28 protein-coding genes and 1 pseudogene are annotated in these 26,379 nt (G+C 75.3%); 19 read left to right on the top strand and 10 right to left on the bottom strand.

Translation table 11 applies throughout. The features are described 5' to 3' along the window. Together AKI01S_RS39135 and AKI01S_RS39130 are read left to right on the top strand one after the other, a co-directional pair. A partial coding sequence (locus AKI01S_RS39135) for a LutC/YkgG family protein (protein WP_067830109.1) occupies nucleotides 1-585 on the top strand: 585 nt, incomplete at its 5' end. A gap of 187 nt (nucleotides 586-772) precedes the next feature. Next, nucleotides 773-1,423: a TIGR04222 domain-containing membrane protein gene (locus AKI01S_RS39130; protein WP_067830089.1), complete on the top strand. Its 651-nt coding sequence runs from the start codon at nucleotides 773-775 to the stop codon at nucleotides 1,421-1,423. A gap of 15 nt (nucleotides 1,424-1,438) precedes the next feature. Here the strand turns inward: AKI01S_RS39130 and AKI01S_RS39125 are convergent, their stop codons facing one another. Next, nucleotides 1,439-1,867 carry a MarR family winged helix-turn-helix transcriptional regulator gene (locus AKI01S_RS39125; protein WP_067830086.1) on the bottom strand — a complete coding sequence of 143 codons (429 nt, stop codon included), beginning with the start codon at nucleotides 1,865-1,867 and terminating at the stop codon, nucleotides 1,439-1,441. Between the two features lie 82 nt (nucleotides 1,868-1,949). On the opposite strand from AKI01S_RS39125, the gene AKI01S_RS39120 reads away from it, so the two are divergent. Next, nucleotides 1,950-3,722, top strand: coding sequence for an ABC transporter ATP-binding protein (locus tag AKI01S_RS39120; RefSeq protein ID WP_067830083.1), 1,773 nt, complete (start codon nucleotides 1,950-1,952; stop codon nucleotides 3,720-3,722). A gap of 3 nt (nucleotides 3,723-3,725) precedes the next feature. On the opposite strand, the gene AKI01S_RS39115 is transcribed toward AKI01S_RS39120, so the two are convergent. Genes AKI01S_RS39115 through AKI01S_RS52090 form a run of 3 tightly spaced genes read right to left on the bottom strand, consistent with a single transcriptional unit; the run spans nucleotide 3,726 to nucleotide 6,274 of the window. After that, nucleotides 3,726-4,154 carry a S26 family signal peptidase gene (locus AKI01S_RS39115; protein ID WP_067830081.1) on the bottom strand — a complete coding sequence of 143 codons (429 nt, stop codon included), beginning with the start codon at nucleotides 4,152-4,154 and terminating at the stop codon, nucleotides 3,726-3,728. After that, nucleotides 4,151-6,055 (bottom strand): ABC transporter ATP-binding protein, encoded by a 1,905-nt coding sequence (locus AKI01S_RS39110; RefSeq protein WP_084000683.1) that lies wholly within the window; start codon nucleotides 6,053-6,055, stop codon nucleotides 4,151-4,153. Before AKI01S_RS39110 ends, AKI01S_RS39115 begins: the two co-directional genes overlap by 4 nt. Before the next feature lie 48 nt (nucleotides 6,056-6,103). Continuing rightward, complete coding sequence (locus tag AKI01S_RS52090) at nucleotides 6,104-6,274, bottom strand: hypothetical protein (protein ID WP_169814089.1); 171 nt, start codon at nucleotides 6,272-6,274, stop codon at nucleotides 6,104-6,106. Nucleotides 6,275-6,446: 172 nt separating this feature from the next. Here AKI01S_RS52090 and AKI01S_RS39105 point away from each other — a divergent pair, with 172 nt between their 5' ends. Next, a complete protein-coding gene (locus AKI01S_RS39105; protein WP_067830078.1) occupies nucleotides 6,447-6,956 on the top strand; it encodes a TlpA family protein disulfide reductase in 510 nt (169 codons plus the stop codon). A 156-nt stretch (nucleotides 6,957-7,112) separates the two neighbouring features. On the opposite strand, the gene AKI01S_RS39100 is transcribed toward AKI01S_RS39105, so the two are convergent. Beyond that, the gene (locus AKI01S_RS39100) at nucleotides 7,113-7,700 is read right to left on the bottom strand and encodes a TetR/AcrR family transcriptional regulator (RefSeq protein WP_067830077.1); all 588 of its coding nucleotides are present in this window, start codon (nucleotides 7,698-7,700) and stop codon (nucleotides 7,113-7,115) included. A 203-nt stretch (nucleotides 7,701-7,903) separates the two neighbouring features. On the opposite strand from AKI01S_RS39100, the gene AKI01S_RS39095 reads away from it, so the two are divergent. From AKI01S_RS39095 to AKI01S_RS39085, 3 genes are read left to right on the top strand one after another with little or no spacing between them, the layout of a single operon-like run. After that, nucleotides 7,904-9,370, top strand: coding sequence for a phytoene desaturase family protein (locus tag AKI01S_RS39095; protein ID WP_067830074.1), 1,467 nt, complete (start codon nucleotides 7,904-7,906; stop codon nucleotides 9,368-9,370). Continuing rightward, nucleotides 9,367-10,311, top strand: a complete 945-nt coding sequence (locus AKI01S_RS39090; protein ID WP_245681959.1) for a phytoene/squalene synthase family protein — start codon at nucleotides 9,367-9,369, stop codon at nucleotides 10,309-10,311. The genes AKI01S_RS39095 and AKI01S_RS39090 overlap by 4 nt, the downstream gene beginning before the upstream one ends. After that, nucleotides 10,308-11,261, top strand: coding sequence for a phosphate acyltransferase (locus tag AKI01S_RS39085; RefSeq protein ID WP_245681958.1), 954 nt, complete (start codon nucleotides 10,308-10,310; stop codon nucleotides 11,259-11,261). The genes AKI01S_RS39090 and AKI01S_RS39085 overlap by 4 nt, the downstream gene beginning before the upstream one ends. 1 nt (nucleotide 11,262) lies before the next feature. Here AKI01S_RS39085 and AKI01S_RS39080 read toward each other — a convergent pair whose 3' ends face one another. Next, nucleotides 11,263-11,922, bottom strand: coding sequence for a spheroidene monooxygenase (locus AKI01S_RS39080; RefSeq protein ID WP_245681961.1), 660 nt, complete (start codon nucleotides 11,920-11,922; stop codon nucleotides 11,263-11,265). Here AKI01S_RS39080 and AKI01S_RS39075 point away from each other — a divergent pair. Continuing rightward, nucleotides 11,921-12,592 (top strand): glycerol-3-phosphate acyltransferase, encoded by a 672-nt coding sequence (locus tag AKI01S_RS39075; RefSeq protein WP_245681957.1) that lies wholly within the window; start codon nucleotides 11,921-11,923, stop codon nucleotides 12,590-12,592. The genes AKI01S_RS39080 and AKI01S_RS39075 overlap by 2 nt on opposite strands. On the opposite strand, the gene AKI01S_RS39070 is transcribed toward AKI01S_RS39075, so the two are convergent. The 3 genes from AKI01S_RS39070 to AKI01S_RS39060 all read right to left on the bottom strand — a co-directional run bounded on the left by AKI01S_RS39070 (nucleotide 12,543) and on the right by AKI01S_RS39060 (nucleotide 16,023). Further along, the gene (locus AKI01S_RS39070) at nucleotides 12,543-13,634 is read right to left on the bottom strand and encodes a glycosyltransferase family 2 protein (protein ID WP_369688764.1); all 1,092 of its coding nucleotides are present in this window, start codon (nucleotides 13,632-13,634) and stop codon (nucleotides 12,543-12,545) included. The two genes, AKI01S_RS39075 and AKI01S_RS39070, sit on opposite strands and share 50 nt — an antisense overlap. 188 nt (nucleotides 13,635-13,822) lie before the next feature. After that, nucleotides 13,823-15,265 (bottom strand): phytoene desaturase family protein, encoded by a 1,443-nt coding sequence (locus AKI01S_RS39065; protein ID WP_067830068.1) that lies wholly within the window; start codon nucleotides 15,263-15,265, stop codon nucleotides 13,823-13,825. Continuing rightward, the gene (locus AKI01S_RS39060; RefSeq protein WP_245681956.1) at nucleotides 15,262-16,023 is read right to left on the bottom strand and encodes a carotenoid biosynthesis protein; all 762 of its coding nucleotides are present in this window, start codon (nucleotides 16,021-16,023) and stop codon (nucleotides 15,262-15,264) included. The genes AKI01S_RS39065 and AKI01S_RS39060 overlap by 4 nt, the downstream gene beginning before the upstream one ends. 225 nt (nucleotides 16,024-16,248) lie before the next feature. Between AKI01S_RS39060 and AKI01S_RS39055 the strand changes: the two genes are divergently transcribed. From AKI01S_RS39055 to AKI01S_RS39035, 5 genes are all read left to right on the top strand, one after another. Continuing rightward, nucleotides 16,249-16,671: a plectin gene (locus tag AKI01S_RS39055; protein ID WP_067830065.1), complete on the top strand. Its 423-nt coding sequence runs from the start codon at nucleotides 16,249-16,251 to the stop codon at nucleotides 16,669-16,671. A 239-nt stretch (nucleotides 16,672-16,910) separates the two neighbouring features. Then, nucleotides 16,911-17,570, top strand: a complete 660-nt coding sequence (locus AKI01S_RS39050; protein WP_067830062.1) for a maleylpyruvate isomerase N-terminal domain-containing protein — start codon at nucleotides 16,911-16,913, stop codon at nucleotides 17,568-17,570. Nucleotides 17,571-17,716: 146 nt separating this feature from the next. Beyond that, on the top strand, nucleotides 17,717-19,102 hold the full coding sequence (locus tag AKI01S_RS39045; protein ID WP_067830059.1) for an MFS transporter: 1,386 nt from the start codon (nucleotides 17,717-17,719) through the stop codon (nucleotides 19,100-19,102). Between the two features lie 91 nt (nucleotides 19,103-19,193). After that, nucleotides 19,194-19,442 (top strand): metallothionein, encoded by a 249-nt coding sequence (locus tag AKI01S_RS39040; RefSeq protein ID WP_067830055.1) that lies wholly within the window; start codon nucleotides 19,194-19,196, stop codon nucleotides 19,440-19,442. A gap of 75 nt (nucleotides 19,443-19,517) precedes the next feature. Continuing rightward, complete coding sequence (locus tag AKI01S_RS39035) at nucleotides 19,518-20,285, top strand: alpha/beta fold hydrolase (protein WP_067830052.1); 768 nt, start codon at nucleotides 19,518-19,520, stop codon at nucleotides 20,283-20,285. Nucleotides 20,286-20,301: 16 nt separating this feature from the next. On the opposite strand, the gene AKI01S_RS39030 is transcribed toward AKI01S_RS39035, so the two are convergent. Further along, nucleotides 20,302-20,796: an NUDIX domain-containing protein gene (locus AKI01S_RS39030; RefSeq protein WP_067830049.1), complete on the bottom strand. Its 495-nt coding sequence runs from the start codon at nucleotides 20,794-20,796 to the stop codon at nucleotides 20,302-20,304. Between the two features lie 291 nt (nucleotides 20,797-21,087). Here AKI01S_RS39030 and AKI01S_RS39025 point away from each other — a divergent pair, with 291 nt between their 5' ends. From AKI01S_RS39025 to AKI01S_RS39005, 6 genes and pseudogenes are all read left to right on the top strand, one after another. Beyond that, nucleotides 21,088-23,196, top strand: coding sequence for a molybdopterin oxidoreductase family protein (locus AKI01S_RS39025; protein ID WP_067830046.1), 2,109 nt, complete (start codon nucleotides 21,088-21,090; stop codon nucleotides 23,194-23,196). Further along, complete coding sequence (locus AKI01S_RS39020) at nucleotides 23,193-24,635, top strand: FAD-dependent oxidoreductase (protein WP_067830043.1); 1,443 nt, start codon at nucleotides 23,193-23,195, stop codon at nucleotides 24,633-24,635. Before AKI01S_RS39025 ends, AKI01S_RS39020 begins: the two co-directional genes overlap by 4 nt. 229 nt (nucleotides 24,636-24,864) lie before the next feature. Continuing rightward, complete coding sequence (locus AKI01S_RS51285) at nucleotides 24,865-25,023, top strand: hypothetical protein (protein WP_157420480.1); 159 nt, start codon at nucleotides 24,865-24,867, stop codon at nucleotides 25,021-25,023. Between the two features lie 89 nt (nucleotides 25,024-25,112). Continuing rightward, on the top strand, nucleotides 25,113-25,622 hold the full coding sequence (locus AKI01S_RS39015) for a MauE/DoxX family redox-associated membrane protein (RefSeq protein ID WP_067830040.1): 510 nt from the start codon (nucleotides 25,113-25,115) through the stop codon (nucleotides 25,620-25,622). Beyond that, entirely contained in the window at nucleotides 25,622-26,158 is a 537-nt protein-coding gene (locus AKI01S_RS39010; protein ID WP_067830038.1) for a peroxiredoxin family protein, read from the top strand. The genes AKI01S_RS39015 and AKI01S_RS39010 overlap by 1 nt, the downstream gene beginning before the upstream one ends. Beyond that, a pseudogene (locus AKI01S_RS39005) lies at nucleotides 26,155-26,379 on the top strand (ABC transporter ATP-binding protein); the annotation flags it as partial. The gene AKI01S_RS39010 and the pseudogene AKI01S_RS39005, both read left to right, overlap by 4 nt.

Below are 26,379 nucleotides of genomic sequence, written 5' to 3'. Positions count from 1 at the left end.
GGCACGGCCGTGCCGGTGCCGCGCGGCTACCGGCGGCGCCTCGGCCCCGACCAGGCCGCCGACCGCGCCGACGTGGTCGCCCTGTTCACCGAGCGCGTCGCCGACCACCGCGCCTCGGTCCGCCACGTCCACGCCGACGAGCTGGCCACCGCCGTCGCCGCCGCGCTGTGGGGCCGCGAGGCCAAGCGCGTCATCGTCCCCGCCGACCTGCCGTTCGGCTGGCTGGCCGAGCTCGACGGCGTCCACGCCCTGGCCGACACGCCCGCGACCGACACGGCGGTGCTGGAGTCCTGCGACGGCGCGGTCACCGGCTGCGCCGTCGCCGTCGCCCAGACCGGCACGGTCGTGCTGGACGGCGGGCGCGCCCAGGGCCGCCGCGCGCTGTCGCTGGTGCCCGACCACCACCTGTGCGTGGTCCACGCCGACCAGATCGTCGGCACGGTCGCCGAGGCGCTGCCGCGCCTGGACCCGGCCCGCCCCCTCACCTGGATCAGCGGCCCGACGGCGACCCTCGACCTCGGCGGCACCCGGACACCAGGCCCCCACGGCCCCCGAACCCTCGAAATCCTGGTGGTGGAGGACTAACACACGCCCCCCCCGGGCGCCGGTCGGACGGGTCGGCGTGGCGAACGCGGATCGACGACCGCGCGCAGCCACCTCCCCGGAGCGTCCGCGAGGATGAAGCGCGCCCTTCCGGCTTTTTGTGTCACCGGGCCCAGTGGCGGCGGGGGAAGCCGTTCACGCTTGGATCTTCGGCTGCGAAGGGGGCCTTGTGGGCAGGCGTGATGTTTCCGTCGGTGAGCTGGAGCTCTACGAGACGGCGTATCTCTGTGGTGGGGCGGAGCGGGTCGCGCTGGTCGTCCTGGTGGCGCTGCGGCAGGACGGGCGGATCGAGATCGCGCCCGCCCGGCGGCGCGTCACGGTGGTGGGTTCGGAGTCCCACCATCCGGTCGAGGCCGCCGCCCTCGAAGTGATCCCCCCGGCCGGACTGCCGCTCTGGCGGGCCCTGACCAGGATCGCCGCCCATCCCGCGGCGTCGCTGGCCGCGGCCTCGCTGCGGGACCGGGGGCTGCGCCGGAGCCGCCGGCTGCGCAGGCGGCTGTCGCTCGATCCGGGGGAGGGGCTGCGGCGGGCCGCGGTCCTGGGCGCGCCCGGCATCGAGGACGCGAGGCTCAGAAGGATTTTCGAGACCCCCGATCCGCAGCTGGCCGAATGGGCGCGCCCGAAGATCGTCCTGCGTTCCGCGACCGCGAATCCGGCGCCCGACGGGCGGCGCATGAAACGCGCCGCCAAGCAGCTCGAACGTCACCTCACGCGGCAGGCCGAGGCCGCCGAGCACGACCACGGGACCGGCCACGGCGCCGACCACGGGGGAGGCTGCGGAGGGGACTCCGGCGGTGACTCGGGCGGAGGGTCCCCCTGACCGCGTCCCCGGCCGTCAGGCGCCGTGACCGCAGTCGCGGGCCTCGTCGATGACGGCCAGCAGGTCCCGCAGCGCCCGGCGCTGGTCGGCCGACAGCGGGGCCAGGACCTCCTCCACCGACGCGCGGCGCGCCTCGGCCATCCGCACGCGCGCGTCGTGGCCCCGTTCGGTGGGCCGGACCAGCAGGGAACGCCGGTTGGCCGGGTCGGGCGCGCGGCCCACCAGCCCGGCCGCCTCCAGCCCGTCCACCATCGTGGTGACCGAACGCGGCACCACGCCGAGGCGGTCGGCCAGGTCCACCATGCGCAGCGGCCCGTCGCGGACGATCACCCGCAGGGCCCGCGCCTGGGAGGGGGTGAGGCCGAGCGGCGCCAGGCGCCGCGACTGGGCGTGGCGGATCCGCCTGGTGGTGCGCAGCAGCAGGTCGGCCAGGTCGTCCTCCATGCTTCAGAGCCTACCTCACAGTTGTATGGAATAATTATGAGTAAAGCTCAGTTAGGGGGATGTACCCCGAGAGGAGCCGCCTGTGAAGCCCGGAGACGACAAGTACCCGGTCCCGCCCCGGCGCGTGCTGCGCCTGTTCCGTCCCTACCGCGGCCGGCTGGCCGTGGTCGCCCTGCTGGTCGGCCTGTCGTCGCTGGTCGGCCTGGCCTCGCCGTTCCTGTTGCGCGAGATCCTCGACGTGGCCCTGCCACGGGGCCGCACCGGCCTGCTGACGCTGCTGGTCCTCGGCATGGTCGTCGTCGCGGTCGCCACCAGCGTGTTCGGTGTGCTGCAGACCTACCTGTCCACCGGCGTCGGCCAGCGCGTCATGCACGACCTGCGCACCGCCGTCTACTCCCACCTGCAACGGATGCCGCTGGCGTTCTTCACCCGCACGCGCACCGGCGAGGTCCAGTCGCGCATCGCCAACGACATCGGCTCGATGCAGTCGACCGTCACCTCCACCGCCACCTCCCTGGTCTCCAACTTCACCTCCGTGGTCGCCACCGTCGTCGCGATGCTGGTGCTGGACTGGCGGCTGACGCTGGTGTCGCTGGCGATGCTGCCGTTCTTCGTGTGGATCAGCCGCCGCGTCGGCAAGGAGCGCAAGCGCATCACCGGCGAACGCCAGAAACAGCTCGCCGGGATGTCGGCGATCGTGGAGGAGTCGCTGTCGGTCAGCGGCGTCCTGCTGGGCCGCACCATGGGCCGCTCGCCCGCGCTGACCGAACGGTTCGCCGGCGAGTCGCGCCGCCTGGTCGACCTGGAGATCCGCGCCAGCATGGCCGGGCGCTGGCGGCAGTCCACCATCGGCATCGTCATGGCCGCGATGCCCGCGGTGATCTACTGGGTCGCCGGGCTCACCGTCACCCAGGGCCGCCCGCTGGTGTCGGTCGGCACGCTGGTCGCGTTCACCACCCTCCAGTCGGGCCTGCTGCGCCCGATGGTGATGCTGCTCCAGACCGGCGTCGAGGTGCAGAGCTCGATGGCGCTGTTCGGGCGGGTCTTCGAGTACCTGGACCTGGAGCCCGACATCACCGAGCCCGCCGACCCCACGCCGCTGCCGAAGGCGCGCGGCGAGGTCCGCTTCGAGGGTGTCGGCTTCTCCTACGACCCGGACGCCGAGCCCACGCTGCGCGAGGTGGACCTGACCGTCCCGGCGGGCACCTCCCTGGCGGTCGTCGGAGCGACCGGCGCGGGCAAGTCCACCCTCGGCCAGCTGGTGCCGCGCCTGTACGACGTCACCTCCGGCCGCGTCACCATCGACGGGGTGGACGTGCGGGACCTGTCGTTCGCCGACCTGACCCGCGCGGTCGGCGTCGTCGCCCAGGAGACCTACCTGTTCCACGCCTCGGTCGCCGACAACCTGCGCTTCGCCAGGCCCGACGCCACCGACGCCGAGCTGGAGGCCGCCGCCCGCGCCGCCCAGATCCACGACCACATCGCCGCGCTGCCGGACGGCTACGACACCCTCGTCGGCGAACGCGGCCACCGCTTCTCCGGCGGCGAGAAGCAGCGCCTGGCGCTGGCCCGCGCGATCCTGCGCGACCCCCCGGTGCTGGTGCTGGACGAGGCCACCAGCGCGCTGGACACCCGCACCGAACGCGCCGTCCAGCGGGCGATCGACGAGCTGAGCCGGGACCGCACCACCATCACCATCGCCCACCGCCTGTCCACCGTCCGCGACGCCGACCAGATCGTCGTGCTGGACCGGGGACGCGTCGTGGAGCGCGGCACCCACGACGAGCTGATGGCGCTGGGCGGCCGCTACGCCGCCCTCGTCGCCCGCGACGGCGCGCTGGTGCCCGCCGCCTGACCGTCACAGACGGCGCAGGACGACGCCGACGACGTCCCGGGCGGGGACGTACCCGAAGTGCCGCGAGTCCTGGCTGCGCTCGGCGTCTCCGCTGACCGCCAGGCTCCCCGGCGGGACGGTCGCGCCGGGCGTGGCGCGCACCGCCGGGCGGACCTCCTCCGGGACCGGGTCGCCCGGCACCGCCGCCACCCGCTTCACCAGCCACGGGGGATCCGGCACGCCGCCCGGGGGAGCGACCGGGTTGCGGAACACCACGGCCTCGCCCCGCCGCACCCGCCGGGTGCGGCGCACCAGCAGCCGGTCGCCGTCGGCGTAGGTGGGGGCCATGCTGCCGCCCGCCACCCGCACCAGGGTGAGGCGGCGGCGCAGCGACCACACCGCGACGGCGGCGACGGCGACCGCGCCGACCGGAACCGTGCGTGCCGCCGTCACCGGGCCGCCTCCGCCCCGTCGAGGGGAACGTCGTCCCGGTAGCCCTCGGCCTGGAGGGCGAACAGCCTCGCGTAGTGCCCGCCGCGCCGCATGAGCTCCTCGTGGGTGCCGGTCTCGACGATCCGCCCGTCGGCCAGCACCGCCAGCGTGTCGGCGGCGCGCAGCGCGCCCAGCCGGTGGGAGATCAGCAGGCCGGTCCGCCCGGCGCGGTGCGCGGTGAGCGTGCGGTGCACGCGGTGCTCGGCCTCGGCGTCCAGCCCGGAACTGGGCTCGTCCAGCACCAGCAGGTCGGCGCCCGACCGCATCAGCGACCGCGCCAGCGCGACCCGCTGCCACTGCCCGCCCGACAGCATCACCCCGTTCCCGGCGAGGTCCCCGTCCTCGTCCTCCTCGTCGTGGTGGACGCGGCTGAGCTGGGTGCGGTAGCCGTTCGGGAGGGCGGCGAGCACGGTGTCGATGTCGGCCAGCCGCGCGGCGGCGCGCACGCGTTCCTCGTCCTCGCGGTGCGGCAGGTCGCCGACGCCGATGTTGTCGCGCGCGGACAGGTCGTAGGTCAGGTAGTCCTGGAAGGTCACCCCGATGCGGGCGCGCAGCTCGGCCACGTCCAGCTCGCGCAGGTCGCGGCCGTCCCACAGGATCGCGCCCCGGTCGGGGTCGTAGAACCGGCACAGCAGCTTCACCAGCGTGCTCTTGCCCGCGCCGTTGCGGCCCACCAGCCCCACCGCGCTCCCGGCCGGGAGGACGAGGTCCACCCCGCGCAGGATCCACGGGCCGTCCTCGTCGTAGCGGAACCACACGTCGCGGAACTCCACCCGCCCGCTCAGCCTCGGCACCGGGTCCGAACCCGGCGTCAGGTCATCGGGGGTCTCCAGCAGGTCGGCGTAGTGCCCGAACAGCCGGACCGCCTCGGCGGCCGCGCCCGCCTGGAGGACCACCCCGGTGAAGGCCCCCTGCACGCCCGCCGTCGCGGCGACGAACAGGGTGACGTCCCCGACGGTGAAGCGGCCCTGGGCCGCGCCGACCACCACCAGCAGCACCCCGCCACCGGTGACGACGGCGTTGAGCGCCGCGAACCCCGCCTGGACGAGGGCGCCGCGCCGCTTGACGGCCAGCTCCGCCGCGCTGGCCGAGCCGACGGCCGCCACGAGCCTGCCGTGCAGGAAGCCGCCCAGCCCGAACAGCCGGATCTCCTTGGCCGCGCGCGGGTCGGTCAGCAGCGACCGGTAGAACACCTGCCGCCGGTACCGGCCCGACACGCTCTCGGCCACCTCGATCTGGCGGCGGGCGAGCGCCAGCCTCGACACCAGCGCGGCCGCGCCGCAGACCAGCAGCAGCAGGGCCATCGGCGGCCACACCGCCAGCAACGCCCCGAGGAAGCCGCCCACCGTGGCCACCGCCTGGACGGTCTGCTGGCAGAAGCCGGTGATGTTGTGGGGGGCGTCCGCCGAGGCCTGCGCCGCCAGGCGCAGCCGGTCGTGGAACGCCGGGTCCTCGAACCGCCGCAGCCCCCGGAACTCGTTGACCTTGGCGAACAGGCGGCGTTCGACGTCCACCGCGAGCCGCTGGCGCACCAGGTCGTCCAGGTACCCGGCGGCCTGCGCCGTCACCGCGAGCACCAGCCCCGCGATCCCCAGGGCGGCCGCCAGCCAGGCCGCCCGCGCCGCGTCGGCGGCGCCGCCGCGCCCCAGCTCGTCGAACAGCAGCTTGCCGCACCAGGCGACGGCCGCCGGTCCCGCCCCGGCGACGACGGTGGCGGCCAGCAGCGCCCACGCGCCGAACGGCGCGGCCCGGAACTGCATGGCCACCGCCATGGCGGCGACGCGGGGACGCAACCGGCGCCCCCGGGACGGTTCCCCGTCCCGGGGGGCGTCGGCCGGGTCCCGGCCGGACACGTCACTCATCGCGACCCATCGTGATCAATGGTGGCCCGCCGGATCCCGTGTCGCAGGTCAGCAGCGGGTGGTCTGCTTGGTGCAGATGCCGTAGCAGTTCATGGTGTACCGGTAACCGGACCGGCAGTAGCAGAACGAACCGTGCTCGGGAACGCACGCGCCGGCGGTCTTCTCCCGAAGAACCGCGCCGAGCAGCCTGTCGCTCATCGTGCCGAGAATGCGTGCCATAAAGCACCTCCCAGTTGGAACGGACCGAACGATGATCAAGGTAGGTCGCTCCTTCCGAAAGCGCAAGAGTTGATAATTCAGTGATCATCTCCCTGGCGCGGAAACTGTCGATGGGTTACATTGCCCGCAGCCTGATCATGATCGGACACCGGAGTCCGGTGCGGAGGTCACCATGCCCTACCTGGTCGCGGCCGTCGTCCTGCTCGCCGTGCTGAGCCTGTTCAATCTGCTGCTCACCCTGGGGGTGGTCCGCCGGCTGCGGCGGCGCGAGGGCGAGACGGACCTGATCCTTCCGGCGGGCGCCGCCGTGCCGGAGTTCGCGGCGGTGACGGCGGCGGGGGAGACCCTGACGCGCGACTCGCTGAGCGGCGCCGTCGTCGGCTTCTTCTCGCCCGACTGCGGCGCCTGTGAGGCCCAGTTGCCGAAGTTCGCCCAGTTGGCGGCGGGTCACCGCGCCGTCGCCGTCCTGCATGGCGGCGAGGCCGAGACCCGTGCCCACCGCGCCGTCCTCGGCGAGGCCGCCGAGGTGGTCGTCGAGGAGACGGGCGGTCCGATGGGAAAGGCGTTCGCCGTCAGCGCCTATCCGACCTTCGCGCTGGTCGGCCCGGACGGAACGGTCACCGCCTCGTCCTTCGACGTGGACCGGCTACCCCTTCCCAGGGCCACCGAAACCGTTTCCTGAGGTTCTTGGAGAAAGTTGCCAAAGCGGATGCCGGTTGTCACCGAAAGCGTCACCCCGGCTCCGCTCGGCAACATTTCCCCCGCATTTCCCTGACTCTTTTCCTGACTTTCCAGGGAGTATGGGAAAAGGAATCCCCCGTGAAAAGGGCGTCCGTTCCTAACCGGGGTTGACCGAGTTCAGCACCAGGTCCAGGCCCCCACTGAACCGCGCGTCCCAGTCCACCGGGCCCTCCACCGCCCGCACCGTCTCGGCCCACGCGGCCGTGCCGCGCACCTCCAGCGCGGCGTGCCCGATCACGAAGCCGAGCAGGGTGTGCGCGGCGGTCGCCGCCGCGGCCTCCGGGACGCCGCCCTGCCGCAGGATCTCCCGCAGCGACAGCACCGTCTCGGTCAGCGCGGCGGGGTTGCGGCCGGTGACCAGCAGCGGCAGCACCCCGGCGTGCTCCAGCAGCCGCGCCCGGTAGGCCATCGCCCAGCGGCGCAGCGCGTCGCGCCACCCGGCCGCGCCGGTCGCGTCGGCGGGCGCGGCGGCCACGTGCGCGACCAGCCCGTCCAGCAACTGCTCCTTGCCGCGCGGCAGATGGTGGTAGATCGCCATCGCCTCGACCTCCAGGGAGTCCCCGAGGCGGCGCATGGTGAGCCGTCCAAGGCCCTGGCCGTCGATGATGTGCAGCGCCGACTCGATGATCCGCTCGATGGTCAGCGGCGGGCGGTTCTGGGCGTTGATCTGTGGCTGCCGGACCATGCGCTGTCAGTGCCTTCCGTCCCGGGCCTCGCAGTCGTGGGCCGCTTCCCTGTGCGTTCCCCCGATCATCGCAGGTCCCACCGACGCCGTGGCGGCACCCGCGGCACGGATCGGCGGAACCGGTCGCCAACGGATCGCCACCGGACGCATCCGCGGCCCCGCCCGGCTCCGAAGACGCGGTGAGCGATCACGAGGAGCGGTTCATGGACGACGATCCCATCGTGGTGGTCGGCGCGGGGCTCGCCGGGCTGGCGGCCGCCGTGCGCCTGGCCGCCGCCGGACGCGCCGTGCGGGTGGTCGAGGCGCGCGACGAGCCGGGCGGCTGCTGCGGCACCGCCCGCGTGGGCCCCTACCGGTTCGACACCGGCCCGTCGGTGCTGACGATGCCCGAGGTGCTGGCGGAGATCCTGGGCGCGGCGGGGGAGGACCTGCGCACCCGGCTGCCGCTGCGCCGCCTGGACCCCTCCTACCGCATCGCCTACCACGACGGCACCCACCTGGACGTGGTCGAGGGCGAGGACGCCATGGTCGAGCGGGTCGCGGCGCTGTGCGGCCCCGCCGAGGCCGAGCGGTACCGGCGGTTCCGGCGGCACCTGGGGGAGATGTTCGAGGCCGCCTGGCCGGTGTTCATCAACGCCGACACCACCCGCCTGCGCTCCCTGGCCCGCCCCGTGGCGCTGCTGAGGCTGGCGCGGATGGGCGGGTTCCGGCGGCTGGACCGGCTGGCCCGCGGCCACCTGACCGACGACCGCCTCGTGCGCGCCCACACCTTCCAGTCCCTCTACGTCGGCCTGCCGCCCCGGCGCGCCCTGGGCGTCTACGCCGTCATCGCCCACATGGACACCGTCGGCGGCGTCTACTTCCCCGAGCACGGCGGCATGCACGCCATCCCGCGCGCCCTGGCCGACGTCGCCGAGAAGCACGGGGCGCGGTTCCGGTACGGGACGCGCGTGGAACGCGTCGAGGCCGATTCCGACGGCGTGCGCGGCGTCCGGCTGGAGGGCGGCGAACGCATCCCCGCCCGCCACGTCATCGTCACCTGCGACCTGCCCCGGGCCCTGGACGGGATGCTGCCGCCCGGCGCCGCCGACTGGCGCACCCGCGCCCCGCGCCACTCGCCGTCCTGCCTGGTGATGCACTTCGGCCTGGACCGGCCCCCGCCCGGCCGGGCCCACCACACCCTCCACCTGGGCCGGGAGTGGCACCGCACGTTCGCCGCGCTGGCGGCCGGGCGCCCCCAGCCCGACCCGAGCCTGCTGGTGACCCGCCCCGCCGCCGACACCACCGCCGCCCCGCCCGGCCACGTCACCCTCAGCGCCCTGGAACCCGCGCCCAACCTGCGCGGGACCGTCGACTGGGAACGCCGGGGCGCCGAACTCCAGGACCGGCTGCTGGAGCGCCTGGGCGCCCTCGGGTACGGCGACCTGTCCGGCGCGCCCCGCCTGGTCCTGGACCCGCCCGCCTGGGACCGCCTCGGCCACTCGGCCGGGACCCCCTTCGCCCTGGACCACCGCCTCACCCAGACGGCCTGGTTCCGGCCGACCGGCGCGCCCCGCCGCGTTCCCGGCCTGCACCTGGCCGGGATGTTCACCGCGCCGGGCGTGGGCGTCCCCCCGGTCCTGATCTCCGGCCGCCTGGCCGCCGAACGCGTCCTGGAGAGTGCGCGATGACCCAGCCCACGATGACCCCGCCCCCGATGACCCAGCCCCCGATGACGCTGTCCGCCGGCTACGAACGCTGCCGCCTGCTCAACGCCCGCCACGGCCGCTCCTTCTACCTGGCCACCCTGCTGCTGCCCGGCTGGAAACGCCGCCACGTCCACGCGCTGTACGGGTTCGCCCGCCACGCCGACGAGATCGTGGACTCCTTCACCATGACCGGCGACCGCGCGGCCGCCCTCGACCGGCTGGAGGAACGGCTGAACCTGGCGCTGAAGGGCGAGCCGGTCGACGACCCGGTGGTCCCGGCGTTCGCGCACACCGTCCGCGCCTTCGACATCGACCACGCCGACGTGCGCGTCTTCCTGCGCTCCATGCGCGCCGACCTCACCGTCACCCGCTACGACACCTACGACGACCTGCTGGGCTACATGGAGGGCTCGGCGGCGGCGATCGGCACGATGACGCTGCCGGTGCTGGAGACCGTCCCCGGCGCCCGCGACGCCGCTCGCGAACCCGCCCGCCAGCTCGGCCTGGCCTTCCAGCTCACCAACTTCCTGCGCGACGTCGCCGAGGACCTGCGCCGCGGCCGCGTCTACCTGCCGCGCGCCGACCTGGACCGGTTCGGCGTCACCGACGACGACCTGCGCGGCGGCGTCGCCGGCCGGCGGGTGCGGGACCTGGTCGCGTTCGAGGCCGGGCGCGCCCGCGACCACTACCGCCGCGCCGTGCCCGGCATCGACCTGCTGGCGCCCTCCTCCCGGCCGTGCGTCCGCGCCGCGCTGCTGCTGTACGGCGGCATCCTGCAGCGCATCGAGGCCGCCGGGCACGACGTGCTGGCCGAACGGGCGCGGGTGCCGCGCCGCGACCGGGCGTCGATCTTCGCGCGGAATCTGCTGGCCGCCGCCGTCGCCCGGCGCGGCGAGCTGCGCGTGACCGCGGGGACGCCGTGACGGGCGCGCCGGTCGTGCTGGACGCCATGGGCGGCGACCGCGGCCCCGACGCCACCGTGCCCGGCGCGGTCCTGGCCGTCCGCGACCACGGCGTGCCGGTGCTGCTGGCCGGCCGCGCCGACGAGATCGCCGACCGGCTGCGGCGGCACGGCGCGACCGGCGAGGTCGGGGTGCTGCACGCCGAGGACGTGGTGCCGATGACCGAACGCGGCCCCGGCGCGCTGGGCCGGGAGCGGTCCAGCCTGGCCGTCGGCTGCCGGGCGGTGCGCGACCGCGACGGCGCGGGCCTGGTGTCGGCCGGGTCCACCGGCGCGGTCGTGTCCTGCGCGGTGCGGACGGTGGGCCGCGCCGAGGGCGTGCTGCGCCCCGCCCTGGCGATCGCGCTGCCGAACCTGGCGGGCGGCGCGACCGTGCTGGTCGACGCCGGGGCCACCGCCGACCCCACCCCCGAGATGCTGGCGCAGTTCGCCACCCTCGGCGCCGGCTACGCCCGGCGCGTGCTGGGCGTGGCCGACCCGCGCGTGGGCCTGCTGACGATCGGCGCCGAGCCCGGCAAGGGCAACCGCCTGGTCCGCCGCGCCGCCGAGCTGGTCGCGGCGCTGCCGGTGCGGTCGGCCGGCAACGTCGAGGGCCACGACGTGCTGACCGGCGCGGTCGACGTGCTGGTCAGCGACGGGTTCACCGGCAACGTCGTGCTGAAGAACATCGAGGGCACCGTCCGCGCCACCCTGGAGCTGGTGGCGCGCCAGGGCCTGGCCGCGCCCGCCGACCTGCGGCGCGTGGCCGCGTTCTACGACCCCGAGACCCACGGCGGCGCGGCCCTGCTGGGACTGGCCGGGACCGTCGTGGTCGCGCACGGCTCCTCCAGCCCCCGCGCCCTGGCGCGGGCCTGCGCGGTCGCCCGCGACCTGGCGGCCGGTGACCGGGCCGGCGGCCGGGCCGATGGCTGAGTCACCCGGGGCGCAGGGGGTCCACGCCGTTCCACGTGCCCTCGCTGGACAGCGGCGCGAACCGCGCGAACAGCTCCTCGGCGTACCAGCCGCGCTCGCGCACCCGGCCGATCACCCGGCGGTGCGAGGCCGTGCGGTGCGCGAACCCGCCGACGGCGGCGGCGTCGCGCCACAGCGAGAACGTCGCCTGCCGCGCCACCGGCCACTCGCCCATCCCCACCGACGCCAGGCAGCCGTCCTGCGCGGCCAGGTCCCGTTCCACGGCGGGCACCGCCCGGTAGAAGTCCACCAGCCGCGACGGCCGGATCGACGCCCGCGTCAGCACCGCCACCGGCCCGCCCCCCGGGCCGGACGCGCCGGGGGAGCCGCCGGGGGAGGGCGTGCCGAACGGCTCCACCCCGCCCCACCGGCCGTGCGCGCGCAGCGGCGCCATCCGCACGTGCCAGGACTCCACGGCCTCCTCCCGCCAGCGCCGCGCGATCGGCGAGCGGGACAGGAACCCCTCCAGCGCGGCCTCCCCGTCCCACACCGCCAGCGTCGCCCAGCGGCGCGGATCGGCGCTCAGGCCCATCGAGCCGCCCCGGGCGGTGCCCAGCAGCCGCCAGAACCTCAGGCCGCCGGTGCCGCGCAGCACCGGCCGGTCGAGGGCCATGTACCGCATGGCGTCCACGCGCGCGTACCTGACCAGGTGGAAGGACACGATGACCGTCCCGCCCGTGCTCGATCCATCCGTGCTCGACCCATCCGTGCTCGATCCGTTCGTGCCCGCTCTGCTCGCGGCCGTCATCGGCGGCTACCTTCTCGGCTCGGTCCCGGTCGCGGTGCTGGTGTGCCGCGCGCACGGGTTCGACCCGCGCGACACCGGCGACCGCAACCCCGGGTTCTGGAACGTCAGGGAACTGCTCGGCTGGCGCGCGGCCGCCCCGGTCTTCGCCGGGGACATGGCCAAGGGCGTTCTCGCCGGTCTGGCCGGCCTGGCGGCCGGGCTGTCGGCCGGTGCCGCGCTCGTGCCGGTGTACGCGGCGGTCGCGGCGGCGATGGTCGGGCACGCCTGGCCGGTGTTCGCCGGATTCCGGGGCGGCCGGTCGATCCTCACCTTCGCCGGGGGCTTCGCGGTGATCTGCCCGCCCGCGTTCGGGGTCGGCATCGCCCTGCTCGTCCTCGTCGGGAAGGCCGCCTCGTTCGCGGTCGGGGCGCGGGTGGCGGTGTTCTCGCTGCCGGTGCTGCAACTGTGGTTCGCGCCCGTCCCGGCGGTGGCGGCGACCGGCCTGCTGATGTCGCTCATCGGCCTGCGGTTCGGGCAGGCGGCGCTGGCGGGGCGGGACGCGTGAGGGCCGGGCGGGTCCGGCCCCGCGGGTAGGTCCGGCCCCGCCACGTGCGGACCGGACGCACCGTGGCCTGCGTCAGCCGCACGGCGGTCGCCACGTCCAGCAGCGGCGACAGCGCCAGCCCCGGTCCGGGCCGCGCGTAGCTGGACCGCAGCGCCACCGTCAGCAGACCCCGCACCGCCAGCAGGCCCAGGTCCAGCCGGGTGGGGCGGCCCAGCGCCAGCCGCGCGACCGGCAGGGCCGCCGCCAGCCACACCACCGCCAGGTCGGCCGCGCGGCCCGCCGGACCGGTGACGTCGGCCAGCGGCAGGGAGCGCCCCCACTCGCGCCACACCTCGGCGGCCGAGGCGTGCATGTCCACCTCCAGCAGGCCGCCCGCGTCCAGGAACGCCACCCGCCACCGGTCGCGGGCCAGCGTCCGCGCCAGCGCCACGTCGTCGGTCAGGTGGCCGCGCACCCGCGCGAACCCGTCGGCGGCCCGCATCGCGGTGCGGCGGAACGCCATGCACTGGCCGTTGGCGAGGACCCGGTGCGGCGGGGGAGGGGAGGCCGGGCCGACGGGCCCGAACCGGTACACCAGCGTCGCCAGGAACGAGGCGTGCAGCGCCTGCTCGGCGACCCCGTCGCACACGAACCGCGGCCCCACCGTCACCAGGTCGTGGTCGTCCAGCAGCGCCGCCAGCGCCCCGACCAGCCCGGGACGGGGCCGGGCGTCGGCGTCCAGCGTCACCACCGTCTCCCGCCGCGCCGCCTCGACGCCCTGGCGCAGCGCCCACTGCTTGCCGACCCAGCCCTCCGGCAGCGGCGCGCCGGGCAGCACCCGCGCGCCGAGCCCGGCGGCGACCCCGGCGGTGCGGTCGCGCGACCCGTCGTCCACCACGATCACCTCGGCGACCGCCGGGTCGGCGCGCAGCGCCCGCAGGCACGGCCCGATCCGGTGCTCCTCGTCGCGCGCCGGGACCACCACCGACACCGACCCCGGCGCGCCCTCGCGCGGCTCCAGCGGAGGACGCCTGCGGCGGCCCCGCGCCAGCCGCGCCAGCACCACCGCGGCCGCCGCCCCCTGCGCGAGGGCCAGCGGCGCGAACCTCAGCGGCGCGAACCTCAGCGGCGCGAACCTCAGCGGCGCGAACCTCAGCGGTGCGGATCCCAGCCGCGCGGGCCTCGGCAGTGCGGGCCTCGGCAGTGCGGGCCTCAGCGGCGTGGGTCCCGACAGGGGGAGGGGCGGTGTGTTCACCGGCCCGCCCATCTCGGGAAGTCCTCGTCCACCATCGCGGCGACGATGCGGCCGCCCATCGCCACCAGCGGCAGCCCGCCGCCGGGATGCGCCGACCCGCCGACCAGGTACAGGCCGCGCCGGGGTCCCCGGTTGCCCGGCCGCCGGAACGGCGACAGCGCGCCGTCGTAGGCCGGCCCGTAGATCGCCCCGCCCCAGCAGTCGTAACGCTCCCGCAGGTCGGCGGGGGTGAGCAGGTCGACGAACCGCAGCCGTCCCGCCAGGTCGTGGCCGCGCTCGGCCAGCCTCTCCAGCACCAGGTCGCGGTAGGACTCCGGCGGCAGCGGCCAGCGCCCGGGGTCGCGGGCGGGCACGTTCACCAGCATCGTCCAGTTCTCGCACCCGTCGGGGGCCTGGCCGGGGTCGTCGACCTTCGAGCAGCCGATGTAGACCGTCGGGTCCTCCGGCGGGCGCCGCCTGACGAAGATGTCGTCGAACTCGCGCGGATAGTCGGCGGAGAACACGACCGAGTGGTGCGCCAGGCCCTCGGTGCGACCCTCCACCCCCGCCAGCATCAGGAACCCCGACGACGACAGGCCCAGCCCGGCGACGCGGCGCAGCCGCCGCCGGTCGGGCAGCAGCCGCCCGTACAGGGCCGCCGCGTCGGTGTTGGCGACCACCACGTCCGACCGCACCCGCTCGCCGGACGCCAGCCCCACCCCCCGCACCCGGTCGGAGTCGGCCAGGACCCGGGCGACCGGCGCGTTCAGGTGCACCTCCACGCCCGCCTCCTTCAGCAGCGCCGCCAGCGCGTCGGCGAGCACCGGCAGGCCGCCGGGCACGTACCAGCCGCCCGTGCCGTGCTCGATCGCCGGGACGCAGCCCAGCGCCGCCGGGGCCCGGTAGGGGCTGGACCCGGCGTAGGTGGCGTACCGCCCCACGTACTGCCGCAGCCGGGGGTCGCGGAAGAACCCGCGGGCCAGACCGTCCAGGGTGCGGCCCGGCGCGGTCGCCAGCAGGTCGCCCGGCCGCGCCGCGCGGGGCGGCCGGGTCGGCGGCCCGGCGAAGAACGTGCGCCGCGCCGCCTCCAGGCAGCCCCGCGCCCAGTCGTGGAACCGCAGCCACGCCCGGCCCTCGCCGGGGGCGAGCCGCTCCACCTCCGCGGCCATGCGCCGCGGGTCGCGGAGGGCCGTCAGCTCCGACCCGTCGGCGAAGCGGTAGCGGCACAGCTCGGCCGGTTCCACCGGGTCGACCGGCACCCCCAGCTCCCGGAAGACCTCCGGCAGCGTCAGCAGCGACGGGCCGACCGAGAAGGCGAACCCGTCGCGGCGGTGCTCGGCGAGCTTGCCGCCGAGCCGGTCCAGCCGCTCGTACAGCCGCACCCGCCGCCCCTGCCGGGCCAGCAGCAGCGCCGCCGTCATCCCGCCGACGCCGCCGCCGACCACCACCACGTCGCTCACCGACGCCTCCCCACCGGAGCGTTCCCGACCAGCCGGGTCCACGCCAGCGCGGCGGGCACCCCCATCGCGACGCCGCCGGCCGCCGCGACCAGCGGATCGGTCGGCCGGAACACCAGGGCGAACGCGACCGTCTCCATCACCGCCATCGCCGTGTACACCGCCACCAGCCCCGCTGGCGGCCGCCCCCGGCCCGCCAGCACCCGGTCGACCACCGCCATCAGCAGCAGCGACACCGCCAGCCACCCCGCGAAGTTGGTGAGCGGCACGCCCCGGTAGGGACCCGGACGCGCCCACTCCCACAGCCCCAGCCGCAGCATCTGCGGATCGAGGAAGAGGTCCCAGGCGGTCAGCGCCGCCGCGCCCACGAGCAGCCGGAGCGCCCGCGCCGCGCCGTTCCCCGCGACCGGCCCCGTGATCGCCGTCGCGACCGCGTACGCCGCCAGTCCCATCCCGGCCCACGCCAGCGCCACCGCGACCGGCACGTCCCCGACCTGCGGCTGGAGCACCCCGGTGTAGCGGTACTCGCCGAACGGCACCCCGGTGCGCACCCCGGTCCACTCGGCGGCGTACCCGACCGCGAACGCCCCGCCGAGCGCGCCCGCCGCCCGTCCGGGCCCGTACCGCCCCGCCGCGAACGCCACCGCCGTCGCCGCGACCAGCAGCACGATCGCGCCGGTCAGCCCCACCGGCCGCGCCCGCACCCCCGAGGCGCACTGCGCGACCAGCGTCGCCGCCAGCAGCCCGCACCCGGCCCACACCCAAGGGCCCCGCCCGCGCGCGGACCGGGGGCCCGGGGGAGCGGAGATCTGTGTTCGCGTCACACCGCTGTCTTCGGACGCGACGCGCGAACGGATGCGCGACCAGCCTGACCTTACCGCGTAAAGGGAGAAACTTTGGTGTCTCCGGTCACAATCGGGCAGCCCCGAGCGTACTCTTGGGACCGGTCCGATTTGGAAGATCACCGAGGGTCGAGGAGTGTCGCCATGCCGCTGCTGCCAGGGCGCCGGGTGAGCAAGGACGTCGCCGAACCGGTCGAGGCCGACCGGCGGCTCGCCGAGGCCTACCGGGAGCGGGTGACGGCCGCCACCGAGGCCGAGCACGCGCTGCGCGCCGCCCAGGCCGAGCGGCGGTCCGACGCGGAGATCCGCGAGCTGATGATCGCGTTCGACCGGGCGCTGACCGCCGCCGTGGAGGCCGCCGAGGCCGCCGAGCGCGTCGCGATCGGGCCCCGGGGGTACGCGCCCGAGGGCGCCGACGCCAAGGCGCGCCGCGCGGCCGAGATCGAGCGCCGCAAGGGCAGGGCCAGGCCCGCCGTGCGGCCGTGGACCGACGAGGTGGACCGGCTGCGCACCGCGCGCGAGGCGCACCGGCTGAGCTACCGCACCCCTCCGGCGGTGCCCGCCTGACCCGCCCGGGCGGCACGGCGTCCCCGGCGACACAGCGTCACCGAGTGGCACCGGTCGTCGAACTTTGAGAGTCTGCCCTCTTGGGGAAAGTCGGGACGTCCCGCACCGGAGCCGTGCCGCGGCGCGCGTACCGTACGCGCGCCGCGTCGCATGAGACGGCCCGGCGCGAGGGGAGGGCGTTCCGGTGAAGGGGGCGGTGCCGGTGCGCGGTGCCCAGAACGCGGGGGGATGGTAAGCAGGTGGAGTGCACGCCGCCGGACCGGTATCGCGTCCTGGAGTGCTACCAGGACGGGGTGCGGGCGATTCGCGCCCTCGCGGCGCGGGTCGAGGACTGGGCGGCGCCGACCCCCTGCGACGAGTGGCAGGTGATCGACCTGGCCGGGCACCTGCGGTGCGTGGCCGAGAACTACCTGGAGTACCTGCACGACTCGCCCGACAGCCGGCTGGCCAAGCTGTTCGCCCAGGACGCCGCCACCGCCGTGCTGATCCGCCAGCAGGCCCGGCAGAACGCCGCCGAGCTGGCGGTGCTGCCCGCCGAGCACGGCCTCAGCCGGATCATGGCGTTCACCGTGGCGGCGGGGGCCTACGCCGACCTGATGCCCGACCGGTGGGACCGCACCCACCTGATCTACCGGGGCACCAAGTACACCGTCGGCGACCACGCCGGGGCGGCGTGCGTGGAGTGGCACCTGCACGCCTGGGACCTGGCGCGCGCCCTCGGCGAGGACTACCGGCCCGAGGACCCCGGGCTGCTGGTGTCGGCGTGGCACTGGGGCGTTCCGCACCTGCCGCTGGGGTCCGGCGACCCGTGGGAGTCGGTGCTGCGGTCGTCGGGACGCTCGCCGCTGTGGCCGGAGGAGGCCGCCGGGACGGCGCGGCGGCGCGTCCACCGTTCCTGAGGCCCTTCACAACGCCTGATGTCGCCTGTGCGAGGGATGTTGCACGGCGGGTACACCGCGTGCCGCCCCGTGTAACCGGCCCTTCCTAGTTTTCCAGGTGCGACGCGCCCGGTCCGGGCGTTCCGCACGACACCTGGAGGAAGGGCATGACGGCGCTGACCGATCACGCCGCCCCGTCGAGAACGTCCCGGGGGCGGAGCTGGATCGACCACTGGGACCCCGACGACGAGCGGTTCTGGGCGGCCACCGGGCGGCGGGTGGCGGCCCGCAACCTGGTCTTCTCGATCCTCACCGAGCACCTGGGGTTCTCGGTGTGGCTGCTGTGGAGCATCGCGGTGCTCCACCTGCCGAGCGTCGGCGTCCAGCTGACGGTGGGGCAGACGCTGTGGCTGACGACCGTGCCCAACCTGGTCGGGGCCGCGATGCGGATCCCCTACACCTTCGCGCCCGCCCGGTTCGGCGGGCGCAACTTCACCGTGGTCAGCGCGCTGCTGCTGCTGATCCCGTGCGGGCTGTTCGTGTACGCGGTGAACAACCCGGACATCCCGTTCTGGGCGCTGCTGCTGATCGCGGCGACCACCGGTCTGGGCGGCGGGAACTTCGCCTCCTCGATGGCCAACATCACCCACTTCTACCCGGCGTCCCGGCAGGGCCTGCCGCTCGGTCTGAACGCGGCGGGCGGCAACCTCGGCACCAGCGTGACCCAGCTGACGATGCCGCCGCTGATCGTGGCGTTCGGGCTGGTCGCGGTCGGCTGGGTGTGGATGCCGCTGATCCTGGTCGCCGCCGTGTGCGCCTACCTGTTCATGAACAACCTGACCAGGGCGACCTCGGCGTACACGCTGCGGGAGATGGCCGCCGGCGCCCGCGACCGGCAGACGGTCATCATGTCGGTGCTGTACATCGGGACGTTCGGGTCGTTCATCGGGTACTCGTTCAGCTTCGGCGTGCTGATCAAGAGCCAGTTCCCCGACGTCAAGGGCGCGAACTTCATCTGGCTGGGCGCGTGCGCCGGGTCGCTGGCGCGGCCGCTGGGCGGCTGGCTGGCCGACCGGTTCGGCGGGGCCCGGGTGACGATGGTGAACTTCTTCGTGATGGGCCTCGGCGTGGCCGTGGTCGCCGCCGCCGTGGGGGCCGGGAGCTGGGGGCTGTTCCTGGGCGCGTTCCTGCTGGTGTTCGTCACCACCGGGATCGGCAACGGCTCCACCTACAAGATGATCCCGGCGATCTTCCGGGCGCGGGAGCTGGCGGAGGTGGACACCGCCGACCCGGCCGCGGTGCGGCGGGCGACGACCCGGGCGCGCCGCACGGCCGCCGCGGCGATCGGCATCATCTCGGCGGTCGGCGCGGCCGGCGGGGTGCTGATCCAGCAGGCGTTCCGGATCTCGATCGAGCAGAGCGGGGGCATCGGCCCGGCGCTGCTGACGCTGGCGGGGTTCTACGGGGTGTGCGTGGTGCTGACCTGGGCGTGCTACCTGCGCAAGGTGACCGTGGGCGGCGTCCGCACCAGCCTGGCCGAAGCCGGCGTCTGACCGGGTCCCGCCCCGGAGCGCCAGGGATAGCGCGCTCCGGGGCGGGGTAGGTCCCCTGTCGCGATGCCACGGGGGAGGGGGAGAACCAGCCATGGCGACCTGTGAGGTCTGCGGGAACGACTACGAGCTGTCGTTCGAGGTGCACGCCCAGGGGAGCGTGCACACGTTCGACTCGTTCGAGTGCGCGATCACGAGGATGGCGCCGATCTGCGAGCACTGCGAGTGCCGGATCCTCGGGCACGGGATGGAGGTGGACCGGCACTGGTACTGTTCGGCCCACTGCGCCCGCGCCGCCGATCCCGAACGGGGCAGGCAGGTCCGCGACAGCGTTCCGGCCTGAGCGGCGGGAGGCCCCCGGCCTCGGAGGGCCTCCGCGCGGGCGGCTCCCCGACGGCCGCCGGGAAAGGACCGCCGCATGCCGACCTTCACCGCCACCGACGGTGTCACGATCGCCTACCGGGTGTGGGAGCGGGAGTCGGATCTCCCCCTGGTGCTGCTGCACCACGGCTTCATCGCCAGCGGCGAGACGAACTGGGTGATGCCGGGGGTCGTCGCCGCGCTGACCGCCGCCGGACGCCGGGTCGTCACCATCGACGCGCGCGGGCACGGCGACTCCGGCAAGCCGCACGATCCGGCCCGCTACGGCGAGGCCCGCATGGCCGAGGACGTGTCGACGCTGGTGGACCTGCTCGGCGCGCCGTCGTTCGACCTGGCCGGGTACTCGATGGGCGCGGTCGTGTCGCTGCTGACGGCCGTGCGCGACCGGCGCGTGCGGCGGCTGGTCGTCGGGGGCGTCGGCGCCGGGGTGGTCGAGCTCGGCGGCGTGGACACCCGGGTGATCGGCGGCCCGGCGCTCCAGCACGCCCTGAACACCGACGACCCCGCCTCGATCACCGATCCGTCCGCCGCCGGTTTCCGCGCGTTCGTCGACGCCGTCGGCGGCGACCGCGCCGCCCTGGCCGCCCAGGCCGCGGCGGTGCACGACAAGCCGATCGACCTGGACGCCGTCACCGCGCCCACGCTCGTCCTGGCGGGCGAGGACGACCCGCTGGCCGCGCGTCCGGAGGTGCTCGCCGGCGCCGTCCCCGGCGCGCGGCTGCGCACCGTGCCCGGCGACCATCTCGGGGCGGTCCGCGAGCCCGCCTTCGTCACGGAGCTGGTCGGGTTCCTCGGCGCCCCGTGACCGGGGGCCGCCGGGGTCAGGCCTCGGCGACGCCGAAGACCGGTTCGCGGCCGTCCTCCAGGTAGACGGCGCGGTGCTCGGCCATGCCGCGCAGGCACGGATCCATCCGGCGGGAGATGTGCGAGGGGGCCAGCTCGGGCACCTTCTCCGGCGCGACCAGCACATGGTCCGACAGCTCGTCGGCCGGCAGCCGGATCGCCTCGATCTCGGCGCCGGAGATCGCCCCGCCGAACACGAACACGTTGGCGGCGTCCACGACGCTGTCGCGCGGCGGCGCCCAGTCCACGCAGACCAGGCCGTCCAGGCGGGGCACCAGGCCCAGCTCCTCCTGGCACTCGCGCACGCACGCCTCCAGCGGCGACTCGCCCGCCTCGATCACCCCGCCGGGCAGGAACCAGCCGTCCTTGTAGGTGGGCTTGACCAGCAGGACCCGGCCCAGATCGTCCAGCAGCAGGGCCGCGGCGGCGCCGCGCGTGCGTGGCAGGGAGGCGTAGTAAGCAGCGTCGGGCATGCTCCGAGGGTAGGCGCGCCGGGCGGGCGGTCATGCGTCCCTCGGCACAGCTCCGGCCGCATCCGTAAAAGATCTCCACGGTCGGCCGTCGATCCGTTCGCCCCCCACGACGGCGGCTCCGAATGGACCTTGACAAAGCGCAACAACACTTGACACGTGATCGTCAGTGCCGTTCGCCGGAACCGTCACGATCGTTCTGACCTTGCCGAACGGGACGGTGTGAGGGGCTTTTAACGGCCGGGTCACACGCGGGACGCGGACGCGAAACGGGCACTGTCGAGTCTCGGCATCATGACCGCGACCCTTCCACCCACCGCGACCCCGCGCTCGACGGCGACGCACTGCCCCTACTGCGCGCTGCAGTGCGGCATGCGGCTGGACGGCGCCGGGCCGTTGACGGTCACGCCCCGCGACGACGTGCCCGCCAACCGGGGCGGGCTGTGCCAGAAGGGCTGGACGGCCGCCGAGCTGCTGACCGTCCCCGACCGGATCACCACGCCGCTGATGCGCGCCCGGCGCGGCGCGCCGCTGGAGCCGTGCACCTGGGACGAGGCGCTGGACCGGATCGCCGCCCGGGCGCGGCGGCTGCGGGCCGCGCACGGCCCCGACGCGGTCGCGGTGTTCGGCGGCGGCGGGCTCACCAACGAGAAGGCCTACCAGCTCGGCAAGTTCGCCCGGATCGCGCTGCGCACCTCCCAGATCGACTACAACGGCCGGTTCTGCATGTCGTCGGCCGCCGCCGCGTCGAACCGGGCGTTCGGGATGGACCGCGGACTGCCCGGCCCGATCACCGACCTGGGGCGCGCCGACGCGATCCTGCTGGTGGGCGGGAACGTCGCCGAGACGATGCCGCCGTTCGTGCGGCACCTGACCGACATGCGCGAACGCGGCGGCGCGCTGGTGGTGGTCGACCCGCGCCGCACCGCCACCGCCCGCCAGGCCGACCTGCACCTGCAACCGGCCCCCGGCACCGACCTGGCGCTGGCCAACGGCCTGCTGCACCTGGCGGTCATGGAGGGCCTGCTCGACGAGGACTACATCGCCGAACGCACCACCGGGTTCGCGGCGGTCCGCACCGCCGTCAACGCCTACTGGCCCGACCGCGTCGAACGCATCACCGGCGTCCCGGTGCCGCAGATGCGCGAGGCGGTGCGGCTGCTGGCGCGCGGCGAACGCTCCTACATCCTCACCGCGCGCGGCGCCGAGCAGCACGCCAGGGGCGTCGACACCGTCACCGCGCTCATCAACCTGGCGCTCGCCCTGGGCCTGCCGGGACGCGAGGGCTCCGGCTACGGCTGCCTGACCGGGCAGGGCAACGGCCAGGGCGGGCGCGAGCACGGCCAGAAGGCCGACCAGCTTCCCGGCTACCGCCGCATCGACGACCCCGCCGCCCGCGCGCACGTGGCGGGGGTGTGGGGCGTCGACCCGGGCGACCTGCCCGGGCCGGGGCGCTCGGCCTACGAGCTGCTGATGGCGCTGGGCACCGCGGAGGGCCCGAAGGCGCTGCTGCTGTTCGGCTCCAACCCGGTGGTGTCGGCGCCGCGCGCCCTGGCCGTCACCGAACGCCTGGACTCCCTGGACCTGCTGGTCGTCGCCGACTTCGTGCTGTCGGAGACCGCCGCCCGCGCCGACGTGGTGCTGCCCACCGCCCAGTGGGCCGAGGAGTCGGGCACCATGACGAACCTGGAGGGCCGCGTGCTGCGCCGCCGCCGCGCCCTGCCGCCGCCGCCCGGCGTGCGCACCGACCTGGAGATCCTGGCCGCGCTCGCCGACCGCCTGGACGCCCCCGGCAAGTGGTCCACCGAACCGGCCGAGGTGTTCGACGAGCTGCGCGCCGCCAGCGCCGGGGGCCTGGCCGACTACTCCGGCATCACCTACGAGCGCGTCGAGAACGAGGGCGGGGTGTTCTGGCCGTGCCCCGGCGAGGACCACCCCGGCACGCCCCGCCCGTTCCTGGACCGGTTCGCCACCCCCGACGGCCGCGCCCGGTTCGTCCCGGTCGAGCACCACGGCCCGGCCGAGCCGACCGACGCCGACTACCCCGTCACCCTCACCACCGGGCGGGTGCTGGCCCAGTACCAGAGCGGCGCGCAGACCCGCCGGGTGGCCGCGCTCACCGAGGCCGCGCCCGAACCGTTCGTGGAGATCCATCCGGACCTGGCCGAGCGCCTCGGCATCGCCCACGGCGACGAGGTGCGCGTCACCAGCCGCCGGGGCGCCGCCACCGCCCGCGCCCGGCTGACGACCGCGATCCGCCACGACACCGTCTTCATGCCCTTCCACTGGGCGGGGGAGGGCCGCGCCAACCTGCTGACCAACCCCGCCCTCGACCCGACCTCCCGGATGCCGGAGTTCAAGGTCTGCGCCGTCCGGCTGGAACCTCTCGGAGTGAACGCATGAGCATCGTCATCATCGGCAACGGCATGGCCGGGTCCCGGCTGGTGACCGAGATCCGCGCCCGCGACCGGCAGGTCCCGGTGACCGTCTTCGGCGCCGAACGCCAGCAGCCCTACAACCGGATCCTGCTGTCCAACGTGCTGGCCGGGACCGCCGCGCCCGACCAGATCAGCCTGGTGGACCCCGCCTGGTACGGACGCAACGACGTCGACGCCCGGCTCGGCGTCGAGGTCGTCTCCGTCGACCGCGCCGCCCGGGTCGTGCACGCCTCCGACGGCACCGCCGTCCCCTACGACACGCTGGTGCTGGCCACCGGCAGCACCGCCTTCGTCCCGCCGATCCCCGGCACCGAGGGCGGCCTGCCCGCCGGGGCGGTGGCGTTCCGGACCCTGGAGGACTGCCGGGAGATCCTGGCCGCCGCCGACGGGGCGCGGCGCGCCGTGGTCGTCGGCGGTGGGCTGCTGGGCATCGAGGCCGCCCGCGGCCTGGCCGGGCGGGGCCTGGAGGTCACCGTCGTCCACCTGGCCGGGCACCTGATGGAACGTCAGCTCGACCCCGGCGCCGGCCGGGTGCTGGCGCGGACCCTCGGCCGCCTGGGGATCCGCGCCCGCCTGGACGTCACCGTCTCCGCACTGCACGTGGGGGGGGAGCGGGTGGCCGGGGTCGGGCTGGCCACCGGGGAGCGGCTGGACGCCGACGTGGTCGTGCTGGCCTGCGGCGTCCGTCCCGAGACGACCCTGGCCCGCGCGGCGGGCCTGGAGGTGGACCGGGGCGTGATCGTGGACGGGACCCTCCGTTCGGTCACCGACCCGGCGGTCCGCGCGATCGGCGAGTGCTCCCAGCACGACGGCACCGTCTACGGGCTGGTCGCCCCCGCCTGGGAGCAGGCCACGGTCCTGGCCGACCTGCTCACCGGCGCCGACGACCGCGCCCGCTTCACCGGCGCGCGGCAGATCACCCGGCTGAAGGCCGCCAGCGTGGACCTGGTCGCGATGGGGGAGACCCACCACGGCGACGACGACCCCGAGGTGGAGGTGCTCAGCTTCACCGACCCCAGCCGCGGCACCTACAAGAAGGTGGCGATCCGCGACGACCGCGTGATCGGCGCGATCCTGCTGGGCGAGACCAGCACCGCCGGGACCCTCACCCAGCTGTACGACCGTTCCGCCCCCGCGCCCAGCGACCGGCTCAGTCTGTTCTTCCCCGGCATGGAGGGCGCCGCGACCGCCGACTCGCCGCTGCGGATGCCCGACGCCGCCACCGTCTGCCACTGCAACAACGTCTCCAAGGGCCAGATCCGCGCCTGCTGGGAGAAGGGGGCCCGCACCGCCGACGAGGTCGCCGAGGGGACCCGCGCCAGCACCGGCTGCGGCGGCTGTCGCGACGCCCTGGAGGGCATCGTGGCGTGGCTGGGGGAGCAGGACGCGGTCCCCGCGGGCTGACCCCGCCTCCGGTCCCTGACGCACCGATAAACGAACCTGAAAAGTATGTTTAGTGTCCATTTAGGTGCTCAGGGATGATCATCAAGCCCCTGTCCGAAACGCGTCGGCCAGCCGGAACGCGTTTGGATGATTAAACGGGCCGTTTTTCCTTGCGCCGAAAATGCCAAGCTACAGATGATCTTCCTGCTTGCCGATCGGCCGGGAGCCCGGCCGGGAAGGAGGAGGCGTCATGACCCGCCTCATCGACCGCGTACTCGCCCGCGTCGCCCACAAGGAGACCGTGGACGCGGGCTGCAGCCGCTACGAGTTCTGCAAGAACGGCATCAAGTACCTGCGGATGTGCTGCCTGAACGAGGGCTGCAACACCAACCCGATCGGCAGGTGCTGACCGGAGTCCGCTGAACCACCGCGGGCGGCCCGGCCCTCCCTGAGCCGGTCGGGCCGGGCCGCCCGCGCCCGGCGGTACGAAGGGGTGCCGTGCAGTACCTTCCCGCAGCCTTCGCCTGTCTCATCGGCCTGGTCTTCGCCGTCTCGGCGTTCACCAAGCTCCGCGACCGCGCGGGCTTCGCCCGATCGGTGCCGGACCTGGTCCCCTCGCTCCCGGCCCGCCTGCTCGGGCCGCTCGCCCACACCGTCATCGCCCTGGAGGCGGCGGTCCCCGTCCTGCTGGCGGTGCCCGCGACCCGGACCCTCGGCTTCGGGGTCGCGCTGGTGCTGCTGGCGGCGTTCACCGTCGCGATCGCGGGCGCGCTGCGCCGGGGCCGCCGCGCCCCCTGCCGCTGCTTCGGCGCCTCCGCCGCCCCGCTCGGCCCCCGCCACCTGGTCCGCAACGGCGTGCTCCTGGCCGCCGCGTCCGCCGGAGCCCTGGCGCCCGGCGGCGCCGCGCCCGCCGCCGGCCTCGCCGTCGCCGCGGCCGCCGGGCTCGTGGCGGGGCTGCTCATCGTCTCCTTCGACGACCTCGTCGACCTGTTCGCAGGGAGCCACTGATGCCCTACCTGACCGCGGCGGTCGTGCTCGTCGGCCTGCTCGGCGTGTTCAACCTGCTGCTCACCCTGCGCCTGGCCCGCATGATGCGGGAACGCGGCGACGGTCACGGTGACCACGGCGGCGGCCACGGCGCCATGAACGCCGGACCGCCCGTCGCCCTGGGACCGGGGAAGAGCCCCGCCGCGTTCACCGCCGTCACCACCGCGGGGGAGAGCGTCTCCGACACCGACCTGGTCGGCGTGGTCGCGTTCTTCTCCGCCGGCTGCGACCCCTGCCACAAACTGGCGCCCAGCATCGCCGAGCACGCCCGCTCCGCCGACCGCGCCACCGTCCTCGCCGTGGTCTCCGGCCAGGACGACGCGCTGGTCGACGCGCTCGCGCCGTCCGCCCGCGTCGTCGTGGAGGACTTCGACGGTCCCGTCTCCACCGCGTTCAGCAACGAGTGGACGCCCGCCCTGTACCTGCTGGGCCCCGACCACCGGATCGTCGCCACCGGGGGGCGGCTGCACGACCTGCCCCTCGAAACGACCGTATGAGCCGGGGCTCCGGCCCGCGCGCGCTGCTCGCGGCGGCCCGCGAGGCCCTGACGCTCACCGCCCGCGCCGCCCCCGCCGGGGTGGCCGGCTACCTGCTGCTCACCCTCGCCACCGCCGCCGCGCCGATCGCCACCGCCTGGCTCACCAAGCTCGTCATCGACCGCCTGGCGTCCGGACGCGGCGCGGTCGGCGGCCTGGCCCTCGGCCTGGCGGCGGCGGGG

It is taken from the genome of Actinomadura kijaniata NBRC 14229, assembly GCF_001552175.1.
GTDB classification, from domain to species: Bacteria; Actinomycetota; Actinomycetes; order Streptosporangiales; family Streptosporangiaceae; genus Spirillospora; species Spirillospora kijaniata.
This window is presented reverse-complemented; position numbering and strand designations above follow the sequence as displayed.